This is a genomic window from Streptomyces wedmorensis (assembly GCF_000716445.1).
Lineage (GTDB): Bacteria > Actinomycetota > Actinomycetes > Streptomycetales > Streptomycetaceae > Streptomyces > Streptomyces wedmorensis.
This window is the reverse complement of the sequence record NZ_JNWK01000007.1, coordinates 162,932-178,839: the sequence shown is the minus strand read 5'-3', so window position 1 is coordinate 178,839 and position 15,908 is coordinate 162,932. Positions and strand designations below refer to the sequence as shown.

The 15,908-nt window shown below is 72.0% G+C and carries 14 protein-coding genes and 1 riboswitch; of the genes, 2 read left to right on the top strand and 12 right to left on the bottom strand.

The window, feature by feature from the left end; genetic code table 11:
* Positions 1 to 106: 106 nt before the first annotated feature.
* The 8 genes from OO54_RS08510 to OO54_RS08475 all read right to left on the bottom strand — a co-directional run bounded on the left by OO54_RS08510 (position 107) and on the right by OO54_RS08475 (position 9,133).
* The gene (locus tag OO54_RS08510) at positions 107 to 1,492 is read right to left on the bottom strand and encodes an NAD(P)/FAD-dependent oxidoreductase (protein ID WP_017241206.1); all 1,386 of its coding nucleotides are present in this window, start codon (positions 1,490 to 1,492) and stop codon (positions 107 to 109) included.
* A gap of 369 nt (positions 1,493 to 1,861) precedes the next feature.
* Entirely contained in the window at positions 1,862 to 2,776 is a 915-nt protein-coding gene (locus tag OO54_RS08505) for a Ppx/GppA phosphatase family protein (protein WP_033202201.1), read from the bottom strand.
* On the bottom strand, positions 2,773 to 3,318 hold the full coding sequence (locus OO54_RS08500) for a DUF501 domain-containing protein (protein ID WP_033202200.1): 546 nt from the start codon (positions 3,316 to 3,318) through the stop codon (positions 2,773 to 2,775). Before OO54_RS08500 ends, OO54_RS08505 begins: the two co-directional genes overlap by 4 nt.
* Positions 3,319 to 3,348: 30 nt before the next feature.
* The gene (locus tag OO54_RS08495; RefSeq protein WP_017241203.1) at positions 3,349 to 3,819 is read right to left on the bottom strand and encodes an FtsB family cell division protein; all 471 of its coding nucleotides are present in this window, start codon (positions 3,817 to 3,819) and stop codon (positions 3,349 to 3,351) included.
* A gap of 158 nt (positions 3,820 to 3,977) precedes the next feature.
* Complete coding sequence (gene eno, locus OO54_RS08490) at positions 3,978 to 5,264, bottom strand: phosphopyruvate hydratase (protein ID WP_033202199.1); 1,287 nt, start codon at positions 5,262 to 5,264, stop codon at positions 3,978 to 3,980.
* A 298-nt stretch (positions 5,265 to 5,562) separates the two neighbouring features.
* Positions 5,563 to 6,264, bottom strand: a complete 702-nt coding sequence (locus OO54_RS08485; RefSeq protein WP_033202198.1) for a LysM peptidoglycan-binding domain-containing protein — start codon at positions 6,262 to 6,264, stop codon at positions 5,563 to 5,565.
* A 3-nt stretch (positions 6,265 to 6,267) separates the two neighbouring features.
* Positions 6,268 to 6,441: riboswitch (cyclic di-AMP (ydaO/yuaA leader) on the bottom strand.
* A 258-nt stretch (positions 6,442 to 6,699) separates the two neighbouring features.
* Positions 6,700 to 7,755 carry a LysM peptidoglycan-binding domain-containing protein gene (locus tag OO54_RS08480; RefSeq protein WP_033202197.1) on the bottom strand — a complete coding sequence of 352 codons (1,056 nt, stop codon included), beginning with the start codon at positions 7,753 to 7,755 and terminating at the stop codon, positions 6,700 to 6,702.
* A gap of 118 nt (positions 7,756 to 7,873) precedes the next feature.
* Positions 7,874 to 9,133 (bottom strand): cytochrome P450 family protein, encoded by a 1,260-nt coding sequence (locus tag OO54_RS08475; protein ID WP_051786792.1) that lies wholly within the window; start codon positions 9,131 to 9,133, stop codon positions 7,874 to 7,876.
* Between the two features lie 88 nt (positions 9,134 to 9,221).
* Between OO54_RS08475 and OO54_RS08470 the strand changes: the two genes are divergently transcribed.
* A complete protein-coding gene (locus tag OO54_RS08470) occupies positions 9,222 to 10,433 on the top strand; it encodes a globin domain-containing protein (protein WP_051786791.1) in 1,212 nt (403 codons plus the stop codon).
* Positions 10,434 to 10,442: 9 nt separating this feature from the next.
* Here the strand turns inward: OO54_RS08470 and OO54_RS45755 are convergent, their stop codons facing one another.
* The 4 genes from OO54_RS45755 to OO54_RS08455 form a co-directional block, all read right to left on the bottom strand.
* Positions 10,443 to 10,598 (bottom strand): hypothetical protein, encoded by a 156-nt coding sequence (locus OO54_RS45755; RefSeq protein ID WP_157856440.1) that lies wholly within the window; start codon positions 10,596 to 10,598, stop codon positions 10,443 to 10,445.
* A 95-nt stretch (positions 10,599 to 10,693) separates the two neighbouring features.
* Entirely contained in the window at positions 10,694 to 11,653 is a 960-nt protein-coding gene (locus tag OO54_RS08465) for a nucleoside triphosphate pyrophosphohydrolase (protein ID WP_033202196.1), read from the bottom strand.
* A 19-nt stretch (positions 11,654 to 11,672) separates the two neighbouring features.
* Positions 11,673 to 12,314: a SurA N-terminal domain-containing protein gene (locus OO54_RS08460; protein ID WP_033202195.1), complete on the bottom strand. Its 642-nt coding sequence runs from the start codon at positions 12,312 to 12,314 to the stop codon at positions 11,673 to 11,675.
* 81 nt (positions 12,315 to 12,395) lie between these two features.
* Positions 12,396 to 13,379 carry a glycosyltransferase family 2 protein gene (locus OO54_RS08455; RefSeq protein WP_033202281.1) on the bottom strand — a complete coding sequence of 328 codons (984 nt, stop codon included), beginning with the start codon at positions 13,377 to 13,379 and terminating at the stop codon, positions 12,396 to 12,398.
* A gap of 126 nt (positions 13,380 to 13,505) precedes the next feature.
* Here OO54_RS08455 and OO54_RS08450 point away from each other — a divergent pair, with 126 nt between their 5' ends.
* Positions 13,506 to 15,842: a YfhO family protein gene (locus OO54_RS08450; protein ID WP_033202194.1), complete on the top strand. Its 2,337-nt coding sequence runs from the start codon at positions 13,506 to 13,508 to the stop codon at positions 15,840 to 15,842.
* The last annotated feature ends 66 nt before the right edge of the window (positions 15,843 to 15,908 follow it).

The following is a 15,908-nucleotide window of genomic DNA, read 5'->3' as shown; positions in this document are numbered from 1 at the left end:
AACACGCGAAGGGCCGTCCGCACCACGGATGGCGGACGGCCCTTTTACGGCCTTGCGTGTACTGCTGGTCCTGCGGGTCCTGCGGGTACTGCCGGTGCTGCGGGTCTTACGAGGCCTTGGCCTTCTCCTGGGCCGGGGCGGCCGGCGCGGGGGCGGGCTTGGCGGCCTCGTAGAACTCCTCGCGCGGCGTCTCCATGGCGCCGAGCGAGACGACCTCGCGCTTGAGGAACATGCCGAGGGTCCAGTCGGCGAAGACGCGGATCTTGCGGTTCCAGGTCGGCATCGCCATGCCGTGGTAGCCACGGTGCATGTACCAGGCGAGACGGCCCTTGACCTTGATCTTCATCTTGCCCATGACGATCATGGCGACGCCCTTGTGCAGACCGAGTCCGGCCACCGCGCCCTTGTTGGCGTGGCTGTACTCCTTCTGCGGGAAGCCGCGCATGCCGGCCACGACGTTGTCGCCGAGGACCTTGGCCTGGCGCAGGGCGTGCTGGGCGTTCGGCGGGCACCAGGCGCGCTCGACCGGGACGCCGGCCTTGACCGCGGCCAGGTCCGGGACCTGGGCGTTGTCGCCCGCGGCCCACGCGTAGTCGAGGCCGTTGATCTGGAGCTTCTCGTTGCAGTCCACGTGGCCGCGGGGGCCGAGCGGCAGACCGAAGCGGGAGAGCGCCGGGTTCGGCTTCACGCCGGCGGTCCAGACGATCGTGTTGGAGTCGACCTCGAGGCCGTTCTTCAGCACGACGTGGCCGTCGACGCAGGAGTCCATGGAGGTCTCGAGGTAGATCTCGATCCCGCGGGACTCCAGGTGCTCCTTGCCGTACAGGCCGAGCTTCGGGCCCACCTCGGGAAGGATCTTGTCGGCCGCGTCGACCAGGACGAAGCGCATGTCCTCGCGCGACACGTTCTGGTAGTACTTCGCGGCGTCGCGGGCCATGTCCTCGACCTCGCCGATCGTCTCGGCGCCGGCGAAGCCACCGCCGACGAAGACGAAGGTCAGCGCCTTGCGGCGGACCTCCTCGTCGGTGGTCGAGTCGGCCTTGTCGAGCTGCTCGAGGACGTGGTTGCGCAGGCCGATGGCCTCCTCGATGCCCTTCATGCCGATGCCCTGCTCGGCGAGGCCGGGGATCGGGAAGGTGCGGGAGACCGCGCCCATGGCGATGACCAGGAAGTCGAACGGCAGCTCGTACGCCTCGCCGACGAGCGGCGCGATCGTGGCGACCTTGCGGTCCTGGTCGATGGTGGTGACCCGGCCGGTGAGCACCTCGGCTCCGCGGACGACGCGTCGCAACGGGACGACGACGTGACGCGGCGAGATGCTGCCGGCGGCGGCTTCGGGGAGGAAGGGCTGGTAGGTCATGTACGACCGCGGGTCGACGACCGTGACGGTCGCCTCCGCATAGCGCATCTTCTTGAGGATGCGCCGAGCTGCGTACAGGCCTACGTACCCGCCGCCTACTACGAGGATCCTGGGACGCTCCGTGGTGCTCATGGCATCGAGTATCCACCCCCTCCGAGGGGGGTGCTCGTGCGCCCCTTCACAAGGTCTCGGCATACCTCTGCTACACTCCGCCGCCCACGTGATCCATGTCATGGTGCTGCAAAGGAACCGAGGTGCAAGGGCGAACGTTGTTCACCCCTTGTGAACTGGCCTGGAGAGGGCCCGTTAACGCTGAACCACCGGGTGCGTTCACACGATGGAAACAGCGAGCGAAGTAGCCCCCGGACCTGCGAAAGGGCCCCGAGGCGCCCCTCGGAGGGGCTAAAGACCCCCCTCGGGCGCCATCAGGACCCTTTTCCTTGTGAAGAACTTCACGAACTTTCCCGACGAGATGTCACCGGAAGGCTCGATAGGTGCCCGCTATGCGACGGATAGGGCGATCCCATCGAGGATGTCGTGCTCGCTGACGACGACCTCGTGGGCTCCGACGCGCTCGACGATCTCCCTCAGGACGAGGGTCCCGGCGATGATCACGTCGACGCGACCGGGGTGCATGACGGGGATCGCGGCCCGCTCGTCGTGGGTGGAGGCGAGGAGCCGGTCGGTCACCTCGGCGATCTGCTCGGCGGAGATCCGGGCGTGGTGGATCTTCGCCGAGTCGTACTCGGTGTGCCCGTGCACGATCCCGGCGACCGTGGTGACGGTGCCGGCGAGCCCGACGAGGACCTCGGCCGTGTCGATCGGCACGGTCTCGGCGGCCAGGTCGAGCGCGGCCCGCACGTCGGCGCGGATCGCCTCGACCTCCTCGGCGGTCGGCGGGTCGTGGCGGACGTGCCGCTCCGTGAGCCGGACGCAGCCGATGTCGACCGAGCGGGCGGCCTCGACCGTCTTGTTGCCGAGGACGAACTCGGTGGAGCCGCCCCCGAGGTCGAAGACGAGGTACTTCTCCGAGCCGTGCAGCTCTCCGGTCGCGCCGGTGAAGGAGAACGCGGCCTCCTGGTCTCCGGTGATCACCTCGGGCTCCACGCCCAGGATCTCCACGACTCCGTTCACGAACTCGTGGCGGTTCTCGGCGTCGCGGGAGGCGGAGGTGGCGACGAAGCGGAGCCGCTCGGCACCCAGTCCCCTGATGACCTCGGCGTACTCGCGGCAGGCCGCGAAGGTGCGCTCCAGGGCCTCCGGGGCGAGTCGGCCCGTCTTGTCGACGCCCTGCCCGAGCCGGACGACCTTCATCCGCCGGTCCAGCTCGACGAGGTCGCCCGTCGCCGGGTCGACGTCGGCGACGAGGAGGCGGATGGAGTTCGTACCGCAGTCGATTCCGGCGACCCGGGTCATTCCGCCGACTCCTTCTCGTCCTTGTCGGCACACGGGGTCACGCAGGGGCCCTTGGCCCACCACTCGGGCAGCATCGCGAGGGCCTCGTCGCCGAACGGGTTCACGCCCGGTCCCGCGGCCAGCGAGTGACCGACGAGGACGTGCAGGCACTTGACCCGGTCCGGCATGCCGCCGGCGCTGGGGAAGCCCTCCAGGACCTCGATGGCGTCCCGGCGGGCGATGTAGTCCTCGTGCGCGGCCCGGTAGGCGGCGGCGAGCTCCGGGTCGGTGGCGAGCCGGGCCTGCATCTCCTTCATGACCCCGTTGGCCTCCAGGGTGCCGATGGCCGAGGCCGCCCGGGGGCAGGTCAGGTAGTACGTCGTCGGGAACGGGGTGCCGTCGGGGAGCCGGGGCGCGGTCTCGACGACGTCCGGGTTGCCGCACGGGCAGTGGTGCGCGATGGCGCGCAGGCCGCGGGGCGGCCGGCCGAGCTGGAGCTCGAAGGCGGCGATGTCCCGCTCGGTGGGCTCGGTGCGTTCGGTCTGCGGAGGGGGCGTTTCCATGTCTGCCTTGCTCGTGTCGCGGAGGAGGGGTCAGGGACGGTCGGCGTGGTCGACGCCGTCCCAGAGGTTGTCGTACCAGGGGCGGTCCGCCGCTCCCTGGTCGGCGCGGGGCCGCTGCTCCGCGTCGGGGTCGTTCACGGTGAAGCCGGTCTCGCCGGGCAGCACGTAGTGCAGGTGCTCGCGGGCGAGGCGGCGGACGTAGGCCGGGTCCTGGAGGCGGGCCTTCTCGTCCCGGAGTTCCTCGACCCGTCGGGCGGCCTCGGCGGCCTTGCGCTCCTGATCGGCGATCTCGCCCTGCTGGGAGACGTAGCTCCGCATGGGATAGGCGAGGGCCACGACGAGGGAGCAGACGACGAGGGCGAGGAAGGCCGCGCGGCCGGTGAGCCGGGAGCGGCGGGCCTGACGGCGGGTCTGGGAGCGGTAGACACGGGCGGCGGTCTGCTCGCCGAGCAGCCTGATCCGGGTCGCGGTCGAGAACCGGTCCCGGTCCTTCGCGGCCATGCCTGTCGCCTCCCCTGTTCATGCGTACGTCCCCGCACACGGTACGGGACCGAGTGCGGGGACGCTTCGCTTCGCTACGCCTTTGCTCCCTGTTCAATTCTCCGGATGCAAAGCCCGGAAGCTGCCCTGCGGGGCCGGTGTCAGCCCCTGGGGTCTCGTCAGCCCTTGAAGCGCGGGAAGGCGCTGCGGCCGGCGTAGACCGCGGCGTCGTCGAGGATCTCCTCGATGCGCAGCAGCTGGTTGTACTTGGCGACGCGGTCCGAGCGGGCCGGGGCGCCGGTCTTGATCTGGCCGCAGTTCACGGCGACGGCGAGGTCGGCGATGGTGACGTCCTCGGTCTCGCCGGAGCGGTGGGACATCATGCACTTGAAGCCGTTGCGCTGGGCGAGCTCGACGGCGTCCAGGGTCTCGGTCAGCGAGCCGATCTGGTTGACCTTGACCAGGAGGGCGTTCGCGGTGCCCTCCTCGATGCCGCGGGCGAGGCGCTCCGGGTTGGTGACGAAGAGGTCGTCGCCGACGATCTGGACCTTGGTGCCCAGCTTGTCGGTGAGGACCTTCCAGCCGGCCCAGTCGTCCTCGAACAGCGGGTCCTCGATGGAGACCATCGGGTACGCGGAGACGAGCTCCTCGTAGTACTCGGTCATCTCGGCGGCCGAGCGGGACTTGCCCTCGAACTCGTACTTGCCGTCCTTGTAGAACTCGGACGCGGCGACGTCGAGCGCGAGCGCGACGTCGGAGCCCGGGGTGTAGCCGGCCTCCTTGATGGCCTCGACGATGAGGTCGAGGGCGGCGCGGTTCGACTCGAGGTTCGGGGCGAAGCCGCCCTCGTCGCCGAGGCCGGTGGAGAGGCCCTTGCGCTTCAGCACGCCCTTGAGCGTGTGGTAGATCTCCGCACCCCAGCGAAGGGCCTCGGAGAAGGACTCCGCGCCGATCGGGGCGATCATGAACTCCTGGATGTCCACGTTGGAGTCGGCGTGCGACCCACCGTTGAGGATGTTCATCATCGGAACGGGCAGCAGGTGCGCGTTCGGGCCGCCGAGGTAGCGGAAGAGCGGGAGGTCGCTGGCCTCGGAGGCGGCGTGCGCGACGGCGAGGGAGACGCCGAGGATGGCGTTGGCGCCGAGCGAACCCTTGTTCTCCGTGGCGTCCAGGTCGAACATGGCCTGGTCGATGAGGCGCTGCTCGGTGGCGTCGTAGCCGACGAGCTCCGGGCCGATCTGCTCGATGACGGCGAGGACGGCCTTCTCGACACCCTTGCCGAGGTAGCGGTTCGGGTCACCGTCGCGGAGCTCGATGGCCTCGAAGGCACCGGTGGAGGCGCCGGACGGAACAGCAGCACGGCCGGTGCTGCCGTCGTCGAGGCCGACCTCGACCTCGACCGTGGGGTTGCCTCGGGAGTCCAGGATTTCCCGGGCTACGACGACGTCGATGGACGGCACGAGCATCTCCTTCTGGGATGTGACGCTGGATGTGACGCAAGGTCGATGCAGGTCGCTTGGCCTTGCGACAAGAGCCTAACCGCCCCGGGGGCTCAGACCGGCCGGGCGCCCGCACCCTGGGACGAAAAAGGACCCAAGGGCATGCATCTCGGGATGAATGGCCCCAGATCTACTGGACAGTAACCGCTGGGTGCCCCTTCTACGGGCTCCGCGGGGCGGGACCTCTCTACGACGAACCCCGCTCCGGCGCGCACGGGGGAGGGCGCGCCGGAGCGGGGTGGTCACCGCGGGAGGGTCGTCAGGCTCACTTGAGGTGGAGCTGCTGGCCGACGTAGATGAGGTCGGCGTCGGCGACGACGTCCTTGTTCAGGTCGTAGAGCGTCTCCCAGCCACCCTGGACGCCGTGCGCCTGGGCGATGGTGCCGAGCGTGTCGCCGGCCTTGACGCGGTACTCGCCGTCACCCTTCTTGACCTTCGCGCCGGCCGGGGTGGTGACGGTCTTCTGGGCCGTGGCCTTCTTGGCGGAGGTGGCCTTCTTCGTGGCCGTGGCCTTCTTCGGGGCCTGGCGCTGCTCGCTGCGGGTGGTCGGCTCGGTGGCCGTGCGCTTGGGAGCCTCGGTGCCGCCGGTGTAGGCGGTGTTGGAGAGGCCCACGCCGCAGCTCGGCCACGCGCCCTTGCCCTGGCCCGCGAGGACCTTCTCGGCGATGGTGATCTGCTGGGACTTCGACGCCTGGTTGGCGGTCGGGGCGTAGGCGGTGCCGCCGTACGCGGCCCAGGTGGAGGCCGAGAACTGCAGGCCGCCGTAGTAGCCGTTGCCGGTGTTGATGGACCAGTTGCCGCCGGACTCGCACTGGGCGACGCGGTCCCACTCGGAGGCCGTGGCGGCCGACGCGGTGCCCGCGGTCATCAGCGGGGCGGCGACGGCGACACCGGTGACGCCGACGAGCGTGGCGACCTGGGTGGCCTTGGAGGGACGACGGTGTTTGCCCTTACCGGAAAACAGCATGGAGATTCTCCTCACCGACGCCTGTGAGGTGAGCTGTCGGGTTCGGGCCGGAAAGTTGCCCGGCCGCGTGTCCTTGCACGCGGCTTCACCCCAAGCCGGTCGTCGGCCGTCTGTCTCAACGGCCGGGACCGGCACTTACCTTGGGTCCCCCACTCCTGCCTTCGGCGCTTACGCGACGACTGTTCCCATCGACCGACGGCAGGATTCGGCGTTTCGGTCGACGGGGCCCGCGGTGGCGAGCGGTTAAGACCGTAGACACAGACCCACCGGAAGTTCAAAGAGGCCCATTGCGGAAATATCGCCCCTACTTGCCCTCCGGTGGGGGGCGTTTGCGCAGGTGAGAGGTGACGGAGGCAAAGGTTACGGACAGGACACGCCAGTTGAGGCGAAGAGACCCATGTCTCACTTGCCCGTAACCGGACATACAGCCCCGAACTACCCGGCCGCGGTCGTCGGATCCGCCGTCAGTTCAAGGCTCTGACCAGGCAGGATCAGGTTCGGATCGGCGCCCACCGTCTGTCTGTTGGCGTCGTAGAGCGCCGTCCAGCCTCCGGGCAGTTCGTTCGACTGCGCGATGTCGGACAGGCTGTCGCCGGGCTGCACGGTGTACTCGTCCGAAGTGCCCTGACTGTCCGTTGTGCCCGAATCCTTTGCGCCATCAGTCGACGGCGTCACGGTGGAGCTGTCGACCGGCTTGTCCGTGGACGACGCGTGTCGACCCGATTCCGATGAATTGCCCGGCTTGCCGGTTTCCTCCGGAGCGGCCTCGCCCCGGTGCTTGCCGGAGCCGGGTGTGGCCGACGGCCCGTCACCCTCGGTCGCCCCGGGAGAAACGGGCACACCAGGCGTAACGGACGTGTCGGGCGCGCCGGGGGTCGTCGGCGTACCCGGCGTGGTGGGCGTGCCCGGGGTGACGGAGGCGTCCGGGGTCTCCGGCGCGGAGGGCGTGGCGGGCGCCGTGGACCTCGGGGCGGCCGTGGCCGTTCCCGGCGTCCCGGCGGGCCGGAAGGCGCCCGCGGAGGCCGACGGCAGGCCGTCGGTCCGGTTCGACTCGGCGACGGGCCCCGTGGGGGTCGTCGGCACGGCCGTCGGGCCCGGGTCGACGCCGGTGCTCTTGCCGTCGTTCGTCAGGCCGGCGATCGGCGCGCAGGTGGCCCACTCGGTGCTGCCCTTGGCAAGGGCCTTCTCGGCCACCGCGATCTGCTGGGCGCGGCTGGCGAGGTCGGGGCTGGGCGCGTACGCCAGGCCGCCGTTCCGCTCCCAGCTGTCCTGGGTGAACTGGAGCCCGCCGTACATCCCGTTGCCGAAGTTGGCGCTCCACTGACCGCCGGACTCGCACTCGGCGACCCGGTCCCAGGTGGAGGCGTCGGCGGCGGAGGCGGATCCCGTGGCGAGCAGCGGCAGCGCCATGGCGGAGCCGGTGACACCGGCGGCGACGACGAGGGCGGGGGCCTGACGGGGGCGACGGTGTCGTCCGTTCCCGGAACGCATAGAAGCGCCTTTCGCGTGACGGCTGAAGACTGCGGCGAAGGTAGCCCTATTCGAACGCTCGTCACAAGTCGATGGACCCCCGATCACGCGAAGATCACAATTTTGACGATCCGTCAGTTCACTGTGGGGGTACGGAAGGGGTGAATTCCACCGGAAGCGTGCGCAATCCCCGCATGATGAGCCCACCGCGCCACCGGAGTTCGTCCGGATCGACGGCAAGTCGCAGGTCCGGCAGGCGCGTCAGCAGGGTCGCCAGCGCGGTCTGCCCCTCCAGCCGGGCGAGCGGCGCGCCCAGGCAGTAGTGGATGCCGTGCCCGTACCCCAGGTGCTGGTTGTCGCGCCGGGCGAGGTCCAGCACGTCCGGCCCCGTGAAACGCTCCGGGTCCCGGTTCGCGGCGGCGAGCACGACGAGCACCGGGTCGCCCGCCGGGATCTCCTGCCCGCCGATGGTCAGCGCCCGGGTCGCGTACCGCCAGGTCGCCATCTCCACCGGCCCGTCGAACCGCAGCAGTTCCTCCACTCCCGTCTCCAGGAGCCCCGTCTCCCCCGCCGCGATCGAGCCCTGGAGCCGCTCGCGCTGCCCGGGGTGCCGCAGCAGCTGGTAGACCCCGTTGCCGATGAGGTTCACGGTGGTCTCGAAGCCGGCGAAGAGAATGATGAAGGCCATGGCGGCGGCCTCGTTCTCGGTGAGGTGCTCGCCGTGGTCGGAGGCCTTGATGAGCCCCGAGATGAGGTCCTCGCCGGACTCCTCGCGCTTGCGGTGGATCAGCTCCGCCAGGTAGCCGCGCATCTTCTTCACCGACCGCGCGACCCCGCCGCGCGGCCCGCCGCCGTGGCGGATCATCATCCCCGCCCAGTCCCGGAAGTCGTCCTGGTCCTCCGGCGGGACGCCGAGCAGGTCGCAGATCGCGTAGATGGGCAGCGGGAACGCGAACTCGTGGATGAGGTCGGCCGACCCCTTCTCCGCGAACGAGTCGATGAGCCGGTCGGTCAGCTCCTGCACGCGCGGCGCGAACTCGGCGACCCGGCGCGGGGTGAAGGCCTTCGACACCAGCCGCCGCAGCCGGGTGTGGTCCGGCGGGTCGATGTTCAGCAGGTGGGTCATCAGCTCGGCCTTGCGCTCGCCCGGGATGCCCGTCTTCCCCTTCGCGTGCGGGGACTCGTCGTGGTGCGCCGGGTTCTTGGAGAGCCGCTGGTCGGCGAGGGCCTGCCGGGCGTCGGCGTACCGGGTCACGAGCCAGGCCTCGACCCCGCTGGGCAGCGTCGTCCGGTGCACGGGCGCGTGCTCCCGCAGCCAGGCGTAGGCGGGGTACGGATCGCTGGCGAACTCCCAGGTGAAGAGCTCGGGGGCGGGGGCGGGGCCGGGGGGCGTACTCACGGCACGACCGTACAGGGCGACCCCGGGAAGGAACTTTCGTGGAGAACCTGTGATCAAGGGGTACAGGTCGTGCCCTAGATTCTTGCCAGTGGATCCCCAGCTGCTCAGAGCTACGTTCGCCGTCGTCGAGAGACGGGCCGAACAAGCCGTCACCTTCTTCTATTCGCACCTGTTCTGGAACAACCCAGGTGTGCGCGAGCTGTTCCCCCAGGACATGCTCCCGCAGCGCGACCGGCTCTTCGCCGCGCTCACCCACGTGGTGACGCACCTGGAGGACCCCGGCCTCGGTCCCTACCTGGGGCAGCTGGGCCGCGACCACCGCAAGTTCCTCGCCTCGCCCGCGCTGTACGCCGCCGTCGGCGAGAGCCTCCTCGCCGCCTTCGCGCACGCCGCCGGTTCCGCCTGGACGGTGGACGCCGAGAAGGCCTGGTCCGAGGCGTACGGCCTGGTCTCCGAGCTGATGCTGGCCGGCGCCGACGAGGCGGCCGCGGCCGGCGAGCCGTCCTGGTGGGACGCGGACGTCGTCCGCCACGAGCGGTACGGCGACGACCTGGCCGTCCTCACCCTCCGCCCCCGCCGGCCCCTCCCGTACCTGCCCGGCCAGTACGTCAGCGTCAGCTCGCTGCGCGTCCCCCGCGTCTGGCGCACCTACTCCCTCGGCAACGCGCCCCGCCCGGACGGCACGGTCGACCTGCACGTGAGCCGCATCCCCGGCGGCGCGATGAGCACGGCGCTCGTCACGGAGACCGGCCCCGGCGAGGTCCTGCGGCTCAGCGCCCCCGGCGGCGGCCTCACCGCCCGGACGGCGCCGGGCGGGCTGCGCACCTACATATGCGCCGGTACGGGCTGGGCGCCGGTGAAGGCCCTCCTGGAGGAGGCCGCCGTCGGCGAGCCGGAACTCGAAGGCCGGCTGTTCGTCGTGGCCCGCGCCAAGGAGTACCTCTACGCGCGCGGGGAGGCCGAACTCCTCAAGGAACGCCTCCCCGGACTGAGCGTCACCTACATCGCGGCCGCACCCCGCCAGCGCCGCGACCAGGCGACCGAGCGGCTGCTCCAGGCCCTGCGGGCCTGCGTCCACTGGCCGGCCCACGACGTGTACCTCGCCGGCCCGCCCGCCTTCGTGACCGAGGTCTCCGAGGTGCTGGAAGAGCTCGGCACCGACCCGGCCCGCACCCACCACGACACCCTGCCGTCCGTGGGCCGCTTCACCACCCGCCCCAACACCGCCGCCGAACGCCTCCTGGGCCCGCCCGCCCCCCTCTGGCACAACCCGGACGCCCGCGCCCCTCGCGACCTCTGAAACCGGGCCTCAGCGCAGGGCGCGCGTGCGCCGGCGCCACACGGCGAACCGCGCCGGTTCCACGGCCATCAGCAGCGTGAGCAGCGCGAAGTCGATCCGCAGCCACCCGGGGGTGCCCCTACTCGCGGCCTCCCACCCGAAGAACAGCAGCATCAGGGCCGTCACGCCCGGCGCCTCGGCGGCACCCGGCTTCCGGCGGCGCCGTCGCCCCCGTCACAGCCCCTCGGCCGCGCTCGGCCTCCGGCGGCGCGGCGACCCGGTCACAGCCCCTCGGCCGCGCGGATCGCCTCGCGGTACGTCCGCGCCGCCGCCCGCAGCGCGGCCTCCGGGTCGACGCCGGACGCCTCGGCCCGGGCGGCGAGGGCGAGCAGCTCGTACCCGATGCCCTCGCCCGCCGGGAGCTCCACGGCGAGGCCGGCCGTCCGCACCCGGCTCGCCAGCTTGGCGGCGAGCGCGAGGCCCGGCTGGCCGAGGGGGACGCCGTCGGTGACGGACTCGCGCTGCTTCTCGATCGCCTTGGTGCGCAGCCAGTGCGCCTTGACCTCCTCGGGCGTCTCGGCGGTCGCGTCCCCGAAGACGTGCGGGTGGCGGTGGATCAGCTTCTCGACGAGCGTCGCGGCGACGTCGTCCACGGAGAACGGCTCCTCCGGGTCCTCCTCGGCGATCCGGGCGTGGAAGACGACCTGGAGGAGGACGTCGCCGAGCTCCTCGCGCAGTTCGTCCCGGTCGCCGTCCTCGATCGCCTCGACGAGTTCGTACGCCTCCTCGATGCCGTACTTGGCGAGCCCCTTGTGGGTCTGCTGCGAGGACCACGGGCAGGCCCGCCGGATGCGGTCCATGATCTGCACGAGGTCGAGGAGGCGGGCGCCGGGCAGGTCGTACGAGCCGGGCAGCAGCTCCAGGTCGGGCATCGCGTGGCGGCCGGAGCCGGCCAGCCGGGCGAGGCCGTCGGTGAGCGCGCGGTCGCCCTCGCCGGACGGCAGCAGCAGGACCGTCCGGCCCCCGGCGCAGGCCGCCACGAGCTCCTCGGCGGTCGGCCGGACGTGCTCGACGGCGACGCCGGCCTCCCGCAGGTACGGCAGCTGGGGGTGGTCCTCGTCGGGGCAGAGCACCCGGTCGGCACCGTGCAGCGCCTGCCAGGCGGGCCAGGAGAGGATTCCGGGCGCCACGCGGTGGCTGGCGGTGAGCAGGACGATGCGGCCGGGGCTCTCAGAAGTCACCCCTCGAACCTACCTAACGTCAGGCGCCGGCCTGGACGGCCGGGTCCTGGCTGATCTTCCGGAGCCAGGGCGTGGTGGCGGCGGTCAGCCCGCCGCGCTCGGAGTCCCAGGCGCCGTAGCGCGGGTTCACGTCGATGGCGAGGGCCTTGGAGGCGGCCGAGTAGACCTCGGTCCGCTTCTTCTGGCCCTCGGCGGTGTCGGTGAAGCCCAGCTTGTCGGCGATCTTGAGCATGAGGACCTCGTGGCGGACGAAGTCGTCGATCTGGTCGGGCGCCACGCCCCGCTGCTGGAGCAGGATGGCCTCGAACCGCTCCTCGCCGCCGTTCTCGCGGGTGTAGGCGGTGCGGGTCTGCTGGATCTCGGCGCGGCTGGCGGTGACGCCGTTGTCCCGGGCGACCTTCTCGATGATCCGGTCGATGATCATGGCGTTGAGCTTCTGCCGGCCGAGGTCGCCGGTGGCCTTGAGCAGTTCGGCGGACTGCTCGGAGGAGGCCTGCGCGGCGCGCACGTCCTTCACCTGCGCCTGGAGGCTGGAGACCTCGATCCGTTCGCCGCCGACGACGGCCGCCGCTCCTGGGTGGGCGTCACTGCCGCAGGCGGTGAGCAGTGGGGCCGCGGCGAGGAGCGCGGCGGAGACGGTGAGCGCAGTGCGGCGGTGCAAAGGAGCCTCCCGGGCTGGTCGTGCGTCACGTTGAACGACCTTGCGGTGATCGATGGTAGGGAGTCGCCGGGGCCGGAGCCACTACTTCGGTGCGACTGTTTCCCACAACGACTCACCCGTCACCCGGGTGTCGGCCGGTTCCCCGTCGCCGCTCGTCTCCTTCAGGAGGTAGTGCGGCCTTCGCTTCACCTCGTAGTAGATGCGGCCGACGTACTCGCCGATCAGTCCGACCATGACCATCTGGACGCCGGCGAGGGCGGTGACGGCGACGAGCAGGGTGACGTAGCCGGGGGTGTCGACGCCGTGGGCGAGGGCGTCGCCGACGATCCAGGCCGCGTAGCCGAGGGCGACGACGAGGAGGAGGAGCCCGAGGTGGACGGCTGCCCTGAGCGGCTTGTTGTTGAAGGAGAGGAGGCCGTCGAGCCCGTAGTTGAGGAGCTTGCCGAAGGTCCACTTGGAGCGGCCCTGCTCGCGGACGGCGTTCTCGTACGCGAAGGTCGTGGTGCGGAAGCCGACCCAGGAGAACAGCCCCTTGCTGAAGCGGTTGTACTCGCCGAGGTCGAGGACCGCGTCGACGGTTCGGCGGGACAGCAGCCGGAAGTCGCCGACGCCGTCGACCAGCTCGACGTCGACGAGCCGGTTGATCGCCCGGTAGTAGAGGCGGGCGGTCAGGGTCCGGGTGACGCGGTCGCCGTCGCGGGTGCGGCGGGCGACGACCTGGTCGTACCCCTCCGCGTGGAGGGCGACCATGCGGTGCACCAGCTCGGGTGGGTGCTGGAGGTCGGCGTCCATGATCACGACGGCGTCGCCGGCCGCGTGACGGAGGCCGGCGAGCATCGCGGCCTCCTTGCCGAAGTTGCGGCTGAAGGAGACGTAACGGACCCGGCGCGGATCGCCCGCTGCGAGCTCCCGGAGGAGCGGGAGGGTCCCGTCCCGGCTTCCGTCGTCCACGTACACGATCTCGAACTCGCCTTCCAGTCTGGCGAGTTCGACGGTCACGTGGTCGTGGAAGCGGGCGAGGACGTCCTCCTCGTTGAAGCACGGGACGACGATCGAGAGCAGCACACGGACCACGACAACGGACCGCGGTGTCCCGGCCGGTCCACGTGCGTGGCCTGCAGACGACCATCGCGTGAACTGGCCCTCCGACCCCGGCTCTTCCGCCGGGGACGCTGACATATTCGACCTGTCATGCCGAACGCCAAGCGCCCCTGCCCGCTCGCCGCCCTCCTCGCCGCCGTCGCCGTCTGCGGCGGGGACGCGGTCGCCCGGGTCTTCCCCTTCGGCCCGCGCCACCGGGCCGTCAACGACCTCGCCAACCAGTTCGTGCCGTTCCACGCACACCTGTGGGACCTCCTGCACGGCCGGGCGGACGGCGGGCCGCTGCTCGACTGGCAGGCGGGCTGGGGCACGAGCTTCCTCCCCGACTACGGCACCTACCTGTCGAGCCCCTTCGCCCCGCTGGTGGCGCTGTTCCCGCGCGCCGACATCGAGTACGCGGTGTACGCGATCACCGTCCTGAAGACGGCGACCGCGGCGGCCGCGATGGCGTTCCTGCTGCGCCGCCTCGGGCCGGGCGCCTGGTGGTGGGCGTCCGTCCTCGGCGCCTCGTACGCGCTGTGCGGATGGTCGCTCGCCGAGGGCACGTACAACCCGATGTGGCTGGACGGCCTGATCGCCTTCCCGCTGCTCTGCCTGGTCGGCGAGTGGAGCCGGGAGGCCCGCCGCCCCCTCCTCGGCCCCCTGGTGGTGGCCGCCTGCTGGTTCGCGAACTTCTACACGGCCTACATGGCGACCCTGGGCGCGGGCCTCGTCCTCCTCGTCCGCCTCGCGGTGACGGACTCCCCGCGGGTGCGGACCCTCGGCCGGGCGGCGCTCACGACCGGGCTGGGGATCGGCCTCGCCGCCCCCGTCCTCGTGCCCGTCTTCCTGGGCTCCCGGCACGCCCACCCGGGTGTCGTCCGGGACTTCGTCGCGGCGGACGGCACGGACGTGCTGGCCCGCCTGCTCCCGGTGACGTACGGCTTCGCGACCCCCGCGGCCTTCGTGTGCACGGCGGTGCCGCTGCTCGCCGCAGCGCTGCTCTTCCGCCGGGACGCGCCGGGCCGGGAGCGGTGGGCGTGGGGAGCCCTGTGCGCGGCGGTGGCCCTGTCGATGCAGTGGGGCCCGACCCATCTCGTCTGGCACGTGTTCGCCACCCCGAACGGCAGCCCGTACCGCCAGACCTTCGTCCTGTCCGGGGTCCTCGTCCTCGCCGCCTGGACGGGTCTCGCCCACGGCCTCCCGGACCGGCGCGCGCTCCTCGGTGGGGCGGCGGTGGTCCTCGCGCTCACGGCGGGGGCGCTGCCGAGCCCTCTCGTCACCTCCTGGTCGCTGCTCCTCGCGGGCGCGGGTCTGGCGGCGGTCGCGGGCGCGCTCCTGCTGCCCCGCCGGGGCCGGTACGGGCTCCTCGCCGCGCTCCTCGTGACCGGCACCCTGCTGGGCCAGGCGGCGGCCACGACGGCGTACGCGGACCGGGAGCGGCTCGTCCGGCTCGACGACTATCCGCCGTGGGGCCCCGGGCACGAGCGGCGGGCGGCGGCCCTGGCGGCGGCCGACGGCTGGCCCGCGTACCGCACCGACTCCGGCCTCCCGCGCGTCGCGGGCAACGACCCGCTGCTCCTGGGCGGCCAGGGCGCCGCCTACTACAGCAGCCACACCCCCGCCGTCCTGACGGAGACCCTGGCCGCCCTGGGCGGCGGCTGGACCTCGCGCGGCCGGAACCTGCAGAGCCTGGACAACCCGGTGACCGACGCGCTGTTCGGCGTGGGCGCGCGCTGGCGGGACGGCGCCGTCGTCCGTACGGACGTCCGCCTGCCGCTGGTGACGGTACGGCCGCCGGGCCCGCCCCCGGCCTACGGCCCGTCGCCGTTCCGCAACCAGGAACTCCTGCTCGGCGCCCGGGTGTACGAGGCTCCGCACGCGGGCGCGTGCCGGGTCGGCACGGAGGTCTTCCTCTGGTCCCCCGACGCCACGGGCCCGGCCCGCCTCGGCGACCGGCCGCCGGTCCACCTCCTCGGCGGCGGCCCGAAACGCCGCGCCGCCCTCACCTCCCTCGGCGTGCAGCGGGTCCCCGGCCTGAAGCCGGTCCTGCCGGGCCCCGGCGAGCTCGGCTGCCTGGACCACGAACGCCTCCGCACGGCGGTCACGGCCCTCCGCGCCCGCGCCGCGACCCCGATCCACGTCACCCCGGACGGCATACGCGCCACTTTCCCGCCGGGCTCCACGGGCACGGCGGTCGTCGCGGTCCCGCGCATCGCGGGCTGGCACTGCGAGGGCGCCGGCCCCGTCTCGTACGGCGGCCTCCTCGCCGTCCCCCTCCACGACGGCCGCACCGACCTCTCCTGCGCCTTCCGGCCCCCGGGCCTGCGGGCGGGCCTCGCGGCGGGGGCGCTGGCGGCGCTGCTGCTCCTGGGCGTGGTCGTCGGCCCCCGGCTGGTCAGGACCCGCCGAGCGCCTCGATCCCGAACAGCTCCTCGCTGCCCTTGAGGCCGGTCACCTCCACCGGCGGGCGGTCCCGGGCGGCCCGGTCCTCGGGGCCCTGACCGCGCCCCC